The organism is Paenibacillus sp. JGP012, from assembly GCF_014203995.1.
GTDB classification, from domain to species: Bacteria; Bacillota; Bacilli; order Paenibacillales; family Paenibacillaceae; genus Paenibacillus; species Paenibacillus silvae.
The window spans coordinates 114,228-130,125 of the sequence record NZ_JACHKG010000018.1 but is presented as its reverse complement, the minus strand read 5'-3'; the positions used below and the strand labels follow the sequence as shown (position 1 = coordinate 130,125).

15 protein-coding genes, 1 rRNA gene and 1 riboswitch are annotated in these 15,898 nt (G+C 48.3%); of the genes, 11 read left to right on the top strand and 5 right to left on the bottom strand.

Annotation, left to right across the window (positions count from 1 at the left end):
* From rrf to HNR77_RS20270, 4 genes are all read left to right on the top strand, one after another.
* Positions 1–95: ribosomal RNA gene (gene rrf / locus HNR77_RS20285) — 5S ribosomal RNA — on the top strand; the annotation flags it as partial.
* 232 nt (positions 96–327) lie between these two features.
* Entirely contained in the window at positions 328–951 is a 624-nt protein-coding gene (locus HNR77_RS20280; RefSeq protein WP_184188279.1) for a deoxynucleoside kinase, read from the top strand.
* Positions 948–1,604 carry a deoxynucleoside kinase gene (locus HNR77_RS20275; protein WP_111273368.1) on the top strand — a complete coding sequence of 219 codons (657 nt, stop codon included), beginning with the start codon at positions 948–950 and terminating at the stop codon, positions 1,602–1,604. The genes HNR77_RS20280 and HNR77_RS20275 overlap by 4 nt, the downstream gene beginning before the upstream one ends.
* 258 nt (positions 1,605–1,862) lie before the next feature.
* The gene (locus HNR77_RS20270; protein ID WP_311768653.1) at positions 1,863–2,345 is read left to right on the top strand and encodes a hypothetical protein; all 483 of its coding nucleotides are present in this window, start codon (positions 1,863–1,865) and stop codon (positions 2,343–2,345) included.
* 273 nt (positions 2,346–2,618) lie between these two features.
* Here the strand turns inward: HNR77_RS20270 and HNR77_RS20265 are convergent, their stop codons facing one another.
* From HNR77_RS20265 to thiM, 4 genes are all read right to left on the bottom strand, one after another.
* The gene (locus HNR77_RS20265; RefSeq protein WP_184188276.1) at positions 2,619–3,362 is read right to left on the bottom strand and encodes a MerR family transcriptional regulator; all 744 of its coding nucleotides are present in this window, start codon (positions 3,360–3,362) and stop codon (positions 2,619–2,621) included.
* A 231-nt stretch (positions 3,363–3,593) separates the two neighbouring features.
* Positions 3,594–4,259, bottom strand: a complete 666-nt coding sequence (gene thiE / locus HNR77_RS20260) for a thiamine phosphate synthase (RefSeq protein ID WP_184188273.1) — start codon at positions 4,257–4,259, stop codon at positions 3,594–3,596.
* Complete coding sequence (gene thiD, locus HNR77_RS20255; protein WP_184188270.1) at positions 4,259–5,071, bottom strand: bifunctional hydroxymethylpyrimidine kinase/phosphomethylpyrimidine kinase; 813 nt, start codon at positions 5,069–5,071, stop codon at positions 4,259–4,261. The genes thiE and thiD overlap by 1 nt, the downstream gene beginning before the upstream one ends.
* On the bottom strand, positions 5,068–5,886 hold the full coding sequence (gene thiM / locus HNR77_RS20250) for a hydroxyethylthiazole kinase (protein WP_184188267.1): 819 nt from the start codon (positions 5,884–5,886) through the stop codon (positions 5,068–5,070). The genes thiD and thiM overlap by 4 nt, the downstream gene beginning before the upstream one ends.
* A gap of 220 nt (positions 5,887–6,106) precedes the next feature.
* A riboswitch (TPP riboswitch) is annotated at positions 6,107–6,208 on the bottom strand.
* A 210-nt stretch (positions 6,209–6,418) separates the two neighbouring features.
* On the opposite strand from thiM, the gene HNR77_RS20245 reads away from it, so the two are divergent.
* The 3 genes from HNR77_RS20245 (at position 6,419) to HNR77_RS20235 (ending at position 9,263) form a co-directional block, all read left to right on the top strand.
* Positions 6,419–7,300 carry a radical SAM/SPASM domain-containing protein gene (locus HNR77_RS20245; protein WP_260410710.1) on the top strand — a complete coding sequence of 294 codons (882 nt, stop codon included), beginning with the start codon at positions 6,419–6,421 and terminating at the stop codon, positions 7,298–7,300.
* Positions 7,301–7,663: 363 nt separating this feature from the next.
* On the top strand, positions 7,664–8,332 hold the full coding sequence (locus HNR77_RS20240) for a pectate lyase (RefSeq protein ID WP_184188261.1): 669 nt from the start codon (positions 7,664–7,666) through the stop codon (positions 8,330–8,332).
* 229 nt (positions 8,333–8,561) lie between these two features.
* Positions 8,562–9,263: an ankyrin repeat domain-containing protein gene (locus tag HNR77_RS20235; protein WP_184188314.1), complete on the top strand. Its 702-nt coding sequence runs from the start codon at positions 8,562–8,564 to the stop codon at positions 9,261–9,263.
* A 176-nt stretch (positions 9,264–9,439) separates the two neighbouring features.
* On the opposite strand, the gene HNR77_RS20230 is transcribed toward HNR77_RS20235, so the two are convergent.
* Positions 9,440–10,405 (bottom strand): copper amine oxidase N-terminal domain-containing protein, encoded by a 966-nt coding sequence (locus HNR77_RS20230; RefSeq protein WP_184188259.1) that lies wholly within the window; start codon positions 10,403–10,405, stop codon positions 9,440–9,442.
* A gap of 188 nt (positions 10,406–10,593) precedes the next feature.
* On the opposite strand from HNR77_RS20230, the gene HNR77_RS30690 reads away from it, so the two are divergent.
* From HNR77_RS30690 to HNR77_RS20210, 4 genes are all read left to right on the top strand, one after another.
* Positions 10,594–13,023 carry an outer membrane protein assembly factor BamB family protein gene (locus tag HNR77_RS30690; protein ID WP_184188256.1) on the top strand — a complete coding sequence of 810 codons (2,430 nt, stop codon included), beginning with the start codon at positions 10,594–10,596 and terminating at the stop codon, positions 13,021–13,023.
* Positions 13,024–13,172: 149 nt separating this feature from the next.
* Positions 13,173–13,991 (top strand): methionine ABC transporter ATP-binding protein, encoded by an 819-nt coding sequence (locus tag HNR77_RS20220; protein ID WP_184188253.1) that lies wholly within the window; start codon positions 13,173–13,175, stop codon positions 13,989–13,991.
* A complete protein-coding gene (locus tag HNR77_RS20215; RefSeq protein ID WP_184188250.1) occupies positions 13,978–14,649 on the top strand; it encodes a methionine ABC transporter permease in 672 nt (223 codons plus the stop codon). The genes HNR77_RS20220 and HNR77_RS20215 overlap by 14 nt, the downstream gene beginning before the upstream one ends.
* A 158-nt stretch (positions 14,650–14,807) precedes the next feature.
* The gene (locus HNR77_RS20210; protein WP_184188247.1) at positions 14,808–15,644 is read left to right on the top strand and encodes a MetQ/NlpA family ABC transporter substrate-binding protein; all 837 of its coding nucleotides are present in this window, start codon (positions 14,808–14,810) and stop codon (positions 15,642–15,644) included.
* Positions 15,645–15,898: the final 254 nt, after the last annotated feature.

Sequence of the window (15,898 nt, the reverse complement as noted above, 5' to 3'; positions counted from 1 at the left end):
TTCCACACGTACCCATCCCGAACACGACCGTTAAGCCCTCTAGCGCCGATGGTACTTGGACCGCAGGGTCCTGGGAGAGTAGGACGCCGCCAAGCAAAGAACCACTGCCGATGATATTCGGTGGTGGTTTTTATTTTTTATGATGTGTAGCATTGAGAAAATTTTCACTTTATGTTGTGTATGATACGACGATACAGGACATGTCTTTCCGTTTGGACTTCTTATATACATAAAATACTGCTCTTTCCTTGGACCAAGCTGTGATACAATAGGTGGGGTCTATATAAAAACGGAACACGCATATGTACGAGGAGGAACAGTAACACCATGAGATCAGCCCCGTTTATTGCCGTTGAAGGTCCGATTGGAGCGGGGAAAACAACGTTAGCTACGATGCTTTCCCAGGAATTGAACCTTCCTTTGGTTAAAGAAATTGTTGAGGAGAATCCATTTTTGGCCTCCTTTTATCAAAATATCGACGAGTGGAGCTTTCAACTAGAAATGTTTTTTCTGTGCAACCGATTTAAACAGCTGGAGGACACGGGCGTACATTATATTCAGCAGAACAGCCCGGTTATATCGGATTATCATATTTACAAAAATATGATCTTTGCTGAACGCACTTTAAAAGGAACAAAGCGGGACAAATATCGTCAAATCTATCATCTGTTAACGGATGACCTGCCCAAGCCGAATCTGGTGATCTACATTGAAGCCGAGCTGGATACGCTGATGTACCGGATTAACAAGCGTGGGCGTTCGTTTGAGCAGAATATGGACCCGGCTTATATGAAGCAGTTGATCGCTGATTACAAGACAGGCATGGATGATTTGGCAAAAGGGGAAAATCCGCCGGTTATTCTTAAAATTAATGCGGAGCAGCTTGACTTCGTACAGCATCCTGAGCATTTCAGGCAGATCGTTAATCAGGTAAAGGAGCTTATGATATGAATAACTATGGCATTCCAGCGAATGCATTGATTACAGTAGCAGGAACAGTAGGTGTGGGTAAATCAACGTTAACGGCTGCGCTCGCAGAGCGTTTGAATTTCAAAACATCTCTGGAGCAGGTTGATCACAATCCGTATCTGGAAAAGTTTTATCATGATTTTGAACGCTGGAGCTTTCATCTGCAAATTTACTTCCTAGCAGAACGCTTTAAAGAGCAGAAGAAAATTTTTGAAATGGGTGGCGGCTTTGTACAGGATCGTTCTATCTATGAGGATACGGGCATTTTTGCACAAATGCATGCGGATCAGGGAACGATGTCGGCTACTGATTTTGAAACTTACAGCAGCTTGTTTGAAGCGATGGTGATGACGCCTTATTTTCCACACCCGGATGTGCTCATTTATCTGGAAGGCAGTCTGCCTTCCATTCTGAACCGGATTACGGAACGTGGACGTGAGATGGAAATTCAGACGGACCGTTCATATTGGGAGCATATGCATGAACGCTATTCGGTGTGGATTAACCAGTTTACGGCGTGCCCTGTGCTGCGGCTGAACATTGATGAATATGACGTGCATGATCCGGCTTCGCTGGATGCTATTTTGGAGCAGATTTCGGCTGTTATACAGCCTTCCCGAGAAGCTCAGGTATAATTAAATATATTGATCCTCTAGGTCAAGACAAGGGGAGATAGACATCTCTTTTACAGTGAAATCAGGCTGTAGAAGGGATGTTTTTTTGTTAGATCAGCAGTGAAAATATGAGCATTAGATGAGATGACATTTTCAGATAAGACTGAATATGGGTAGAAGAAAGTAGAAAGTTGTTGAAATTTGAAGCTTTATGTGGTTTTATAGTAAAGGTGAATTCTGGAAAAATAGTATTAGCATGACTCAGGAGGGAAAGACATCGTGGAAGAAAAGCAAGGAGTTAAAATTGGGATGCCGATTATCGGCGGTTTGATTGCTGCCATACTTGGAGGTGTGGTATGGGCTGCGGTTGCGGCTATGACGGAGTATGAGGTTGGACTTATTGCCATATTGGTGGGAGTGCTGTGCGGTTACGCCGTAGTGCTGTTCTCCAATAAGCAAATTGCGACGGTACACAAAATTATTGCTGTAGTTTTCTCACTCATCGGTATTTTGCTCGGCAAATATTTGACGGTTGTATATTTTACAGCTCAGTTGTACACGGATATGAGTATGATGAATCTGGTGTTTAACGGAGAAATGATCAGTGCATTTGCAGAAACATTCACGGAATATTTCAGTGAGCCCATCGATCTGTTGTTTGTCGTTCTGGCTATCGTCTCCGCATGGCAGATTCCAGGCCGGATGGCGAAAACAAGCATGGCTTCAGAAGCGTCAACCTCGGATCAAGCACCTAGAGCTTAAAAAATAGGCCAGGTTGAATTCGGAAGTGGAAGCATAGATCAAGATTCACCAAGAAGATATTAAAAAGTATTCGGAGTGAGTCCCATCAGAAGGGATCACATTGCGGCCGTAATACGTTTAGCTTCTAAAAGGATTAGGACGTTACGCCAGGGGCGTACGTCCTTTTTTGATGCGAGGGCAGGGGTTCTGAATGGGAAGATGAAACTGCATGTCGTGGTCGCAGCAGGTTTACCTCTTAGAGTATGGAGCAGGAGTGCGGTATGTCCTTGGAAGCTATTCGTTGCGGTCGGCAAATACGGCCATCGCTTGGCACATAAACTGTGCCAGTCCTTCGCCAAACTGATCCATATTTCGGGTGAAGCGTTCATCTTCTACGTACATTTGACCAAGCCCTTTGAAGGCAGCTGGAGTGTAGTTTCCAATCTGATTCAAATACATATACCATTGCTTGATCTCGGCCTGGGCTGCTGCGGAATCAGGCGCTGTGTGGCGAAGTGCTGCCAAGCGTGCAAAAATATCGTTCATCTGATTAGCCAGTTCTTTCTGTTTGTCCGCAGGCTGCTGCTGTAATTTCTGATTGGCCTCATTCACGGCGTGATCCCCCCAGCGTTCGCGCGCCTCTTTTTCGTAAGGGTTATGGCTGAAATCGAAGCCTTGGAATTGCTCTTTGGCAGTCATCTTAATTTCTCCTCTCAGGTGTAATACGGTTTTATCAATGGTTGCAATCATTTGGTCCAGACGCTGACGTTTTTCGAGCAGAATGAGCTTGTGCATATGCAGTGCTTCCTCTGCGCTGAAGGTCGGGTCATCTATAATATTTTTAATTTCTTTCAGGGAGAAGCCTAGCTCTTTGAAAAATAAAATCTGCTGCAACCGTTCCAGATTGGCGTCGGAATACATGCGATATCCGGCAGCGGTAATCTCGTCCGGGACAAGCAGCCCGATCTCGTCATAGTGATGCAGTGTGCGCACACTGATGGAAGCCAGTTCGGAGACTTCCTTAACCTTCATGGCCATGAGTAAGACCTCCTTACAACCTGAATTGTACAGTGTCACGTTACGTGAGAGTCAACATGTATTTTTCGGAGGTGAGTAATCTATGGGGGATTACATATGAAGTACTTGAGAGTAATTATATATGAAGTACAAGAACAGAAAAGATTCATCGTTTAGATGGCTGATGCTGAAAGGTTAAGGATGCAGCACACCACAGCTGCATCCTGGTTTGTGGGTGTGTGGGGAGCGCGGCTATGCCTGCTCCCCAAGCGTGATCGCAGCGAGCTGTGCAGCCGCTGCGCGCACATCGGCCGCACCCGCGATGGCGGAGATGACGGCTACGCCGTCGGCTCCAGCCGCCATCACGGCGGCCGCGGTATCGGGCGCAATGCCGCCGATACCAACCACCGGAACTGCGATGCCTGCGGCGCGCAGTTCCGCAACCCCGGCGGGGCCCAGCACAGCGTGGGCATCCGCTTTGGAGCGCGTCGGGTACATCGGCCCGACGCCAAGATAGCTTGCGCCCGCCTGCACGGCACGGCGGGCTTCAAGGGCGGAGTGGGCGGATACGCCAAGCATCCGCCCTTCGCCAATGCGGGCGCGCACCAGCGCCGCGTCCGCATCGCCCTGGCCGACATGAACGCCGTCGGCCTCCACCTGCACAGCCAGCTCCATATCATCGTTCACGATGAACGGTATCCCGTGCTGGCTGCACACCTCGCGAAGCCGCAGCGCAAGCGCTGTGCGGGCTTCGCCTGCCAATGCTCCAGTTCCCTTCTCGCGGAACTGGAGCATCGTAATGCCGCCAGCAATCGCCTGGCGCAGCACCTCCACCGGGTCACGCGTCGTATTGACGCTGCCCATTACCAAATACAGCCGCAGCGCGCGGCGCACCGTCTCTGCATCCCATGCCCGCATTAGCGCTCACCCCGCTGTCTGCGCTGGTACGCAAAGTGATTCGTCGGTCCGTGCCCGGCCCCGATTCCCAGCTCATCTTCGATGGCTGCCTGGATAAACGCTCGCGCGGTTGTAACGGCAGCCACAACAGTCGAACCCTTGGCCAGTTCGGCCGTAATGGCAGCAGAGAACGTGCAGCCTGTACCGTGGGTATGCCGTGTGTTTACCCGATTATTCTCCAGATAATGAAAGGACTGCCCGTCATACAGAACATCCACAATCATGCCGCTTCCCGCGTCATGTCCCCCTTTGATCAAGGCATATGCTGTGCCCATCTGCACTAATTGCTTTGCGGCTTCTTCACGTTCGCTCAGACTGCTAATGCTCATGCCTGTAAGCAGCTCCGCTTCGGGAATATTGGGCGTGGTAATCAAGGCATGAGGCAAAAGCTCCTCAATGAGAGCTTGTACGGCCTCCTGCTGGAGCAGCGGTGCTCCGCCTTTGGCTACCATTACCGGATCAATGACCAGATTGGACCAGCCGTATTGCCGCCATTTGCTTGCAACGAGACGAATAATCTCCGCACTATACAGCATGCCGGTTTTGACTGCATGTGGTTCAAAGTCTGCTCCCGTCGAATCAAGCTGCTGGGCAATGCCGGCGTAACTGATGGGGAATACACCTTGGACACCTGTTGTGTTCTGTGCCGCAATGGCTGTGATCACCGTCATTCCGTATACTCCAAGCTCCTGAAAGGTTTTGAGATCTGCCTGGATACCTGCACCACCGCCATTATCGGCACCTGCTATTGTCAAAGCCTGGGCTATATTCATCTTGCACCTCCGCGAATCTGACGGATCAGTGAATGTTCTGATACGAGCTCGGGTGTCACCTTCGCAAGCTGGTTTAACAACTCCAGCTGGAAGCTGCCTGGACCCTGCTGAGCTGTAAGGGCGGCAGCTTGTTCGGCTGCAACACCGTAATAAGCAACAGCCTCGACAATGCTGTTCAGTAAATCATCTCCCGGCCGGGCGACTGCTGCAAAAGCACCAACGACCGAGCTGAGAAGGCATCCCGCGCCGGTGACCTTCGTAAGCAGTACATGTCCGTTGCTGATGAGAAACGTCTGATACCCGTCCGTAACGATATCGTACTGACCCGTAATAACAACAATACATGCAAGCTGCTGTGCAGCCCGTTCCGCGATGCTGATGCGGTCTTCTTCACCTTCCCCGGCATCCACACCTTTAATACTCCAGGGTACGCCAATGACATGAGCAACCTCGGCAACGTTCCCGCGCAATACAGTCAGCCGAAGGTCACGAACAAGCTGCTGCACCGTCTCCGTGCGATATGCAGTTGCCCCGGCACCGAATGGATCAAGCACAACGGGTACATGATGCGCATTAGCGGACTGTCCTGCCAGCCGAATGGCTTGAACCACCTTTTCATCTAACGTACCGATATTGAGCACAACTGCGCCAGCGATACGCGCAACGTCAGCAACTTCTTCGTGAGCATAGGCCATGAACGGAGAGGCTCCAAGGGCAAGCAGACCATTGGCAGTGAAAGGGGCTACCACCAGATTCGTAATATTGTGTACCAAAGGATTAAGTGCACGCACACGCTCAAGATAAGACAACGTCATTACCTCCTTGATCTAAAATGAATTGCATGGTGAGACAAGCTGGTATTTACATACAGACCATTACATCGAAGAACCTGCAATACGGCCTTTAACGAATTCTCGTCCATGCCCATGCGATGAGAAAACAAAAAAAGCCCCACTCATTTCCAGAGGAAACGAGCGAAGCTATAGAGGTTTTACCAGCATGGACTCTGCCAAATCAATGGAGAATCCTTTATCCACAAGAGCCGCTCCACTTCCCTCCGCTGGTATGATCCAGATCAGGTTCAAAGGGTCCGAATGATATATTCGTCTCAGCCGTAAGGCTCCCCCAGTGTGATGTGCAAAATATGCAGTTATGATCCAAGCATATATCACATGCGTCCAGAATGTAAAGAGGGCATGAGACTTGACGCTTGTTTTGGCAACGCTGCGGTTTACCGATTTACCTTCGCTCGTTAACCCGATATAATGGGGATTGGCCCATATGGCCGCATAACGAATGAGGGCAGGAACTGTTCTACTTTCCTCCCGGCAGAATGGGGACCCTGAGTTGAAAACGTTCAAGAAAGTATATATCGAGATCACAAGCATCTGTAATCTGGCATGCAGCTTTTGTCCACAAACGAAAAGAGCCAAAGGCTTTATCGACCCTGAAGTGTTTAATCATATATTGGATCAGATCAAACCGCACACCAAACATATTTACCTGCATGTCAAAGGGGAGCCTCTGCTGCATCCCAAAATCGACCTGCTTCTGGATTCCGCTCATGCGAAGGGATTCAAGGTTAACATTACAACCAATGGTACACTCCTGCCAAAGACACAGCATAAACTGCTGGGCAAACCTGCATTGAGACAGATGAATTTCTCCCTGCACAGCTTTGACGGACATGAGGGATCAACGGATCGTGATGGTTATTTGCGCAATATTTTGACTTTCGCTCGTGAGGCTGTGAAGCATAATGTCATTATTTCGTTCCGGCTGTGGAATCTCACACAGGATAACTTTACGAATGCCCAGATGAATCGAAATCGGGAAACACTTGAAGTACTGGAGCGTGAATTCAATCTGGACTTCCGTATTGAGGAAAAGGTCGTTCCGGGCAGCGGTGTCAAAATTGCACCGAATGTATATCTGAATCAGGACCACGAATTCCAATGGCCAAGTCTGGATGCACCGGAAGATGACGGGAAAGGCTTCTGCCATGCGCTGCGCAGTCAGGCTGCGGTGCTGGTGGATGGAACGGTCGTTCCGTGCTGCCTGGATGGTGAAGGTGTCATTAACCTTGGCAATATTCATGAGCAGTCTTTCTCCGAGATCGTTGATGGGGAGCGGGCTAACAATCTGGTATACGGCTTTTCGAAATGGGAGGCTGTAGAGGAACTGTGCCGCAAGTGTGGATATCGTCAGCGGTTTGGCGCGGGAGCTTGAGGCTGAATGACCTCATGGCCTCCGGATTTTCACCGATTTGAGAGATGAGACCGTATTGCCTGTAATCAGCCAATACGGTCTTTTCTGTTATTTTGCGCTCATGAAAAAAGGGGTAAAAACAGCATACTGCTAGTTAATATCGGTACATGCCAATTAAATGCGAATTGGAAAAAGCTGAGACCATATCTGTATTACTGCTGAAATTGGTAAATCTAATCCAGGGATTATTCCTGTAATCTTCCTTTTTTTGTAGGATTGAATCAGGTTCCGAACAAGGGGTGTGCCGTGTACCTCAAAAAGGTTCCTGTAGACAAGCCAGCGGCTTGTTCAACAAATCACTCAAATCAAGGGAGGATGTTGATGATGAAAAAAATGTTGACGCTCTTGTTGTCTGCCGGTCTCGTTGCTTCTGTATTTGGTGTAATGCCTGTAGCGGCTGCACCGACCGTCGTCAATTCAACCATCGTGGTACCGAAGGGCACGACTTATGATGGGCAGGGAAAAACGTTTGTAGCCAATCCCTCTACATTGGGTGACGGTTCTCAAGCGGAAAATCAGAAGCCTGTATTCCGGCTGGAGGCAGGAGCTACGTTGAAAAATGTTATTATTGGTGCACCAGCAGCGGACGGTGTGCATTGTTACGGCAGCTGTAATATTTCCAACGTTGTATGGGAGGATGTAGGCGAGGATGCACTGACATTGAAATCCTCAGGCACCGTTAATATTACTGGCGGTGCAGCATATAAAGCCTATGATAAAGTGTTCCAGATCAATGCGGCTGGCACCATTAACATCAAAAATTTCCGAGCGGATGATATCGGCAAGCTGGTACGGCAAAATGGAGGCACGACCTTTGCGGTTAACATGACGCTGGACAACTCCAACATTTCTAATGTCAAAGATGCGATTATGCGTACGGACAGCAGTGTATCTCAAGGGAAGATCACGAACACCCGCTATTCCAAAGTACCAACATTATTCAAGGGCTTTGCTTCGGGTAAAACGAGCCAGTCAGGAAACACACAGTATTAAGAGAAGTGCTTTTTATCATAAACAACTTTCGAAAACAGGGTAAGGCAGACAACAGAGCTGCTTTACCCTATTTTGTTTTTTTTAATAAAGCAATACGCTTGGAAAGCGTGATATTTTGAACTGGGCAATGGCAGCGCTCTTGTGATAACATGTGCACAACCGCACCAAACGCAAGCACTATCAGATCAATCCACTCACCGAGCAAGGAGAGGTAATCTTTCAGATGAACATGAACAAATCATGGCTGCTAATCATACTGATCAGTAGTATGCTGATCGTTCAAGGCTGTATGCCTGGTGAGAGAACGGACTCAAAGGAGGAGAGAATATTGGCTTCACTGGATGAGCAGTTATTAAAGGCAGCAGAGATAAAAGATACCGAAGGCATTGTTAAACTTCTTCAGGAGGGAGCAAATGTTCAGGCTCAAGATCAGAACGGAAGAACGGCCTTAATGATTGCGACGTACAATCATGATACAGCATCCGCCCAAAAACTGATTGAAGCAGGAGCAGACGTTAACCTGCAGGACGACATGTTAAATAGCCCGTTTTTATATGCCGGTGCTGAAGGGGATCTGGATATTTTGAAGCTTACCATTCAGGCAGGAGCAGACCCTTCTATCACGAACCGCTACGGGGGAACGGCACTCATACCGGCTTCGGAGCACGGATATGTCGAGGTGGTTCGAGAACTGCTGACGCAAACCTCGGTCAATGTGAACCATGTGAATCGTTTAGGATGGACAGCACTGCTGGAGGCAATCATTCTAAACGATGGCAATGAACGGCAGCAGGAAACGATTGAGCTACTCATTCATCATGGAGCTGATGTTAATCTGGCTGATGGCGATGGCGTATCTCCCCTCCGTCATGCCAAAGCAAAAGGGTTTAAGGAAATCGAGGCCCTATTGATTCAAGCTGGTGCAAAATAGCGACACGGTTGCTGGAGTCCTTCCGTTGGGAATTGCACCCTATGAAAAAAACATCGGTTCCTCCGAATTTATAGAAACACATAAAAACGGGAGAGGCAGTAAAATAACTGCTTCATCCCGTTTTTTAATGGTTACTTTCTTACTTTTGGGAGGATCAACGTGTCCTTATATCGGAACTACTTCTTCTCCCCAGGTACTTCAACAATAATTTTGCCTTTGGCTGGAGCAACAGAACCGTTATCCAAGGAGCCGGACTTGTCCATCAATTCATAGGCTGTTTCCTCCAGCATGAGGGAGTACTTGAAGGACACAAGTGTTTTACCAGCGACAGAAGGTCGATTTCCTACTTCGGCAATCGATTTTGCTTTGACAAAGAACAGATCGCCAATGGTTCCGGCTTGTTTACCCAGATTTGCCTGCCACTTCAGCAGTGCATTCCCATCGGTAATCGTATAATAGCTGACCAGATCACTATCCTCTATCGTGAAGAAACGATCCTTCTGTCCTTGTTCGAAAATATAAGCAGTGGATGAATCAACTGGCCCTAGCGGATTTTTCACTTTCAGGCGAGGCTGGCCCAGATCAGAAAACCGCGGCAGTTGTATGGCAGCTTCACGAGCAGCGGTCAGATCAGAACCGTTATAATCTTTCACCACAGCAGCGTTTGTATTGTAGATATAAGCCTCTTTGGCTGCTTGATTCCAGCGTACTTGTGCACCGAACGTTTCTCCGATGGCACGGAGCGGAAGCATCGCTTTTCCCTTGACCAGAATTGGAGCTGAGGACAAGGAGGCGGTTTGTCCATTCTTTTTCATCGTTTTGCTATCAGGTGTGAGCACGTATTTGTCACTGCCAGCAGTGATACTGATTTGTTTGCTTTTATTATCGTAACCGAAGGTATAATCTCCAAGGAATTGCAGTTCAGTCAGTGCAATGTACGTGACACCTTGGCGGATGACCACATCATATTCTGCAGGCATATTGTTAATGTAAGCTGCGGGTTTAACTGTTGCGGCTGCTTCAGCCACCGAAGGGGTGAACAGAGCAGGTGCCGCTCCTGCGGTCAAAATCGAGGCGGCCAGCATCATTTTCCATTTTTTTTGTTTCCAATAAGAGCGATGTGTAGAGGTTGTTTTGTTCATGTTCATTCTCCTTTCAAGTCATTAGACGGACTGTTTATCCCAAAAGTTGCATATTAATGGAATACCCATAAGATATTAACCCAAAATCTGTATCATAAACTTCTGAATGCAAGAGAAGTCATGTAGTAACTTTTTAGAGAGCCAGAACGTTATATATGGAAATAACTTCTATTGGGGGATGGATGGACGTGAAAAAAGTACCTGATTGCAGAACATGGTTTTACATATGCACAGCACTAACTGGAATAGCGGCTTTGCTGTTGGGCGGAACGATGCTGACGGGTACCCGGATAGCGTTAACCAACGGACAGGCTCAGGATTCCATACCACAGACGCTCGAGGTGAACGCCCGAACACAAGTCTCAAGTACTGCTTTGACTACCTCACCGTTATCTCATTCCCCGACCCCGGGTTCAATCGAACCGATTGCCATCAAAGGAATGACGGAGCCTAATATCAACGTACCCTACAAGAAGGGGGAAAAAGTAACACTGAGAGACGGCTTGCCGTTATTCAGCGGACCGAAGGATCACCGCACTGCAACCGATCAGATGAAGATTACATATCGAACATCCCCGAAGGAAAAGTATACTCTGGCAGCGGTTCAGGGCGAATGGATCAAGATTAAAACCAAGGAGCAGGACAGTTACTGGCTGCCTGGCTGGTATGTGATTAAGCAGAGCCGCAGCATGACGGAGATATCCCCCAAGACGTTCGCCGTTCGAGCTGGAAGCAAGCTTTATTTGACTCCAGACAGTACAGTAACCTGGCCTTCGAACCAAAAGAAGCTAACCCAGGCACTGATTGTGGCAGAATGGAAGGAATGGTACGGCGTATCAATCGCTCCGCGCATTTGGCACAGTGAAGAAACCGATTATCATCATGTACTGCTATGGATCAGGAAAACCGATATTACGGACCAGACGTCTGTAACCGATGGCTGGTTTACGAGAGAACAGCCGTTGTCTTTGCCCTTCCTCCAACTTCTTGCAGATACCAAGCTGAGCCAGATCACAACCTCCAAGCAGGCCGTGAAGTGGTTGGGTGAGCCGGATTGGAAGGAACATTCGAGAAATATGAAGGATACAGGATACACGATGCAGATTGGACAGACCTGGAGATATGAGCGCCAGGATGCGCATCTGCTGCTGACCTTTAATGAAAAGGGCAAGCTGATTGAGGTTCGCTGGAACAAGCCAGCAAATCGGGGGAATGATGAACCCTACTACCGGGGCTATGGCCGTTTTGATGTATTTTCTTACACCCATGAAATCGCTGGCAGCGTGTTGCCGCAGACACTTCCCTGGAAGCCTGAATGGGTGAATCAGGGGGATTTGAACTATACCTTTTTGCAAGCGGGTACAGAGGATGTACTCCTGATGAAGGGAGATGACGGAGGGTTCAGTGGTATGCACTTTGAGGATTCATACTATGCGCTGGATCGCCATACAGGCAAACTGCTCTGGAGGGTGCACAGCGGTCTCGGTCCTGCTCAAGCGTTCGTAAATACGAAGCGTGATGCGGTTACGTTATTCACAAGCTATGATACGGATGGTAAGCGATACCTGGGTCGCGTGCGTCACATCAGCCTCAAGGATGGGAAGATTCGATGGGAGTATAAGCCCGAGGAACAGAAGAAGCATAGTGACGGTACCCACCTAAATGACGCCGCTAACGAAGTATCGGTAGTGAAAGGAATCAAGGCGGCTCAAGATGTGGTTATTGTAGATCGTTCTGCTGCTGAAGGCTCTACAAACGGCTGGATTCATGTGCTGAACAGTTCAAATGGTAAACGCTTATGGAGCAAAAAGTTATCGACAGGTTATCGTTTGCTGAATCGAAGTGCAGATGAGCCTTATGTTCTGTATTGGGATAAGGATCAGTTCACTGCGGCCGACCCCAAGACTGGACGTATAGTTTGGCAGATCGAAGCAGCACAATCATCGGAGCTGAGTCATATCGAGAATAATTCTTATTTTGATGGCATTGATCGGTATGATCCTTTTGGCTCGGTGTCTCTTCAACGCTGGATGCCGCTGGATCATCAGTGGGTATTGCTTGATCTGACTTCAGGTAAAAAGTTATCACAATTTTCTGTCCGTGCGGGCCAGGAACTAGAGGTGTTGAATGATGGCATGGTACTGATTCGGGAAAATAATAAAGGAGACCCATATGGTGATTATGAGGATTTTACAACATCTTTGTTTGACCCGGGGACAGGAGAGATTCGGTGGACACTGGATGTGAAGCTGCAGCGGGGGTTGGTCGAAGGGAATCAGCTGTACACCATCATGAACGGACATCCTGCCGCTGTAGATTACAGAACCGGGGAGACGCGCTGGAGCGCGAGGGAAACGATTGGATCAGCTAAATATACGACGAATCAAGGCAGCTATCTGATTATTGGAGATCGACTTTTGCTTCCTCTGAATGATGATTTACTAGTGATGGACAAAAGGGACGGCACATTGCTCGGACGTGTACATGATGTTGTAATGGGTACGCCGGAGCATCGGGATCGGGAGGCCAAGAATGGCATGATCAACCAGATCGGCAATGAAGTGTACGTCGGATCAGCGAACGGTCGTTTCCGGGTTTTCCCAGCCAGTAGTTTTTAAGGAGAAATCTCTCCTTAAAGCTTGTCTGGGTGGTGATGTTGTTTTATTATAAATGAACAGGATTGCTCGCGCTCCGGTTATCGGCTGTGCGGGCTTTCTTCATGTGTTCTGGGAAGAACCATGGTTGATCATTCACGGGAGGACTCTCCATGATTTCATTATATGGTATAAGCAAAAGGTTCAAAGAGCGTGGTTCCCGTGCGGATCAGGGATATGAGGCGTTACGTTCTGTTTCTCTCGAAGTGAAGCAAGGAGAGATTCATGGCATTATTGGCTCCAGTGGGGCGGGCAAGTCCACTTTGCTGCGGATGCTTAACGGTCTGGAGCAGCCTGATACAGGAGACGTTATCGTTAATGGGCAAAACCTGACCCGGATGAATGAGCGTACACTGCGTCAGGCACGCCAAACCATCGGCATGATCTTTCAGCATTTCAATCTTGTCAGCAACCGAACAGTTCTCGGTAATGTAAGCATGCCGCTGGAGCTTGCGGGGGCTTCGCGTTCAGAGCGGCGCGAACGAGGACTGGAGGTGCTGCGATTTGTTGGGCTGGAAGAGAAGGCGAATCAATACCCGGCCCAGCTGAGCGGAGGACAGAAGCAGCGTGTGGCCATTGCCAGAGCACTGGCCAGTCATCCGGCGGTACTGCTCTGTGATGAACCTACCTCTTCTCTCGATCCACAGACGACTGGTGGAATACTGGAAGTGCTTCGTCATGTAAACGAGACGATGGGTGTGACGATTGTGCTTGTTACGCATGAAATGGAAGTGGCCCGGCGATTATGCCACCGGATTTCCGTTATGAGGAAAGGGCAGCTCGTACGTACTCTTTCTGAATCCGAGGTTAGCCTTATTCCTGCTCCGCAGCCGGATATGCTCACTTCACTGCTCGAAGATGATACTCGGGCTGGAACAGATTCGAATGCACATCGTTTGGAAGAACAGGAGGAAAACGATGATGTTACCTGAGTCTGTGCTGAAATATCAGCATGAAATCTGGCAGGCTATTGGAGAGACATTTGTGATGGTAGGTATTTCCATCACAGCTGCTGTGTTGATTGGTCTGCCGCTTGGTACACTGTTGTATCTGTGTCGCAGAGGACAGCGATATCAGAATCGGGCTTTGACTGTCGTATTGGGCAGTCTGGTGAATATCATACGTTCGTTTCCGTTTCTGCTGCTGGTGGTGTTCCTGATCCCGTTCACACGCATGATTGTAGGAACATCCATCGGTACGTTAGCTTCAACGGTACCCTTATCCGTTATCGCTATTGCTTATTATGCCCGGCTGGTTGAACAGGCACTGCTGGATGTGCCTAAGGGAGTTGTTGAAGCGGCCTCATCTATGGGGGCCTCGACGGTACAGCTTGTCTTGAAATTCCTGTATGTGGAGGCACGTTCAGGTCTGGTGCTTGGGCTTACCACAGCAACCATCAGCTTTATTTCCTATTCTACGGTCATGGGCATCGTTGGAGGCGGCGGGGTTGGCGATTTTGCTATTCGTTACGGTTACCAACGCTTCGAAACGGAAATTATGATATTTACAATCGTCATTATGATAATTCTGGTGCAGATGATCCAATTGACGGGCAGCAGGCTGTCACGCTGGCTTGATCGGCGATCCTGAGGATCACAGCTATATGATGGATGTGAAAGAAGCAAAACAGGATTTCGATTCATGAGAAAGATCGGTTTGAGAGAAAGACCGATTTAAGAAAGAGCAATGCGGTTCTGCAGCCGCCTGTAATGACTACAGATCACATAAAAGAGAAGGGGTACAAATGAATGAAAGCCAAATTAATGCTCACACTGCTCGCAGTTATGCTGGTTGTATCTGCCTGCGGCAAAAAAGAAGAAACACCTGCGGCTGAAGGCACAAAGCAGGAATCTCAAGCCGGACAGGAAGTTACACTGAAAGTAGCCACACTGATTCCACCAATGACCGATGTACTTGATATTGTCAAACCACTGCTTAAAGAGGATGGTGTGAATCTGGAGGTTGTGGTACTGTCTGATAATGTGCAGCCTAATACAGCATTGGCAAACAAGGAAGTGGACGCGAACTTTTTCCAGCACGTGCCTTATATGAAGCAGTATAACGAAGCGAACAACGCCAATCTCGTTCCTGTGCAGCCCATCTACAATGCAATCTATGGAGGGTACTCCAAAACATACAAGTCCATAGATGAATTGCCTGAAGGTGCAGTCATTGCGATTGCCAACGACCCTTCTAACATTGGACGCTCTCTGGTGATGCTGGAGCAAAATGGTCTGATTAAACTCAAGGATGGAGTGGGCTTTAACGCTACACAAGCGGACATCACAGAGAACAAAAAGAACTTTAAGTTTAAAGAAGTCGATCTGCTGATGCTTGCCCGTATGATGGACGATGCAGACCTGGTCGCAATGACTCCAGCTTATGCGAGCCCGCTCGGCTTGACCCCGAAGAAGGACGCACTGTTAACGGAGAAGGATGATTCGCATTTTGCCATTACACTTGTAGCCCGAGAGGATAATAAAGATTCTGAAGCAATTCAGAAGCTGGCTAAACGAATGGCGGGTCCAGAGGTCAAAGCCTTTTTTGAGAAAAACTACGCGGATATTGCTATCCCTGCATTCTAGGTGTTCTATATTCAGCAGAGATCCGAGCGATGCTGCTCGGGTCTTTTTTACTGTGACCTGGCTTCAATGGAGGAAATATCAGCATCCTGCACGAAGTTTGTACAATATGGCTGAACAATTGCAAATCTGCTTCATCAATTTAAGTATTAAGGAGCCAAGCGGCTCCTTTTTATGTTTAGGTTAAATTTGAAGTGAATTTTTGGAGCGCATAGCGCATGTTAGAAGAAAGCATGGAAGAGTGTATGAAAACAGGT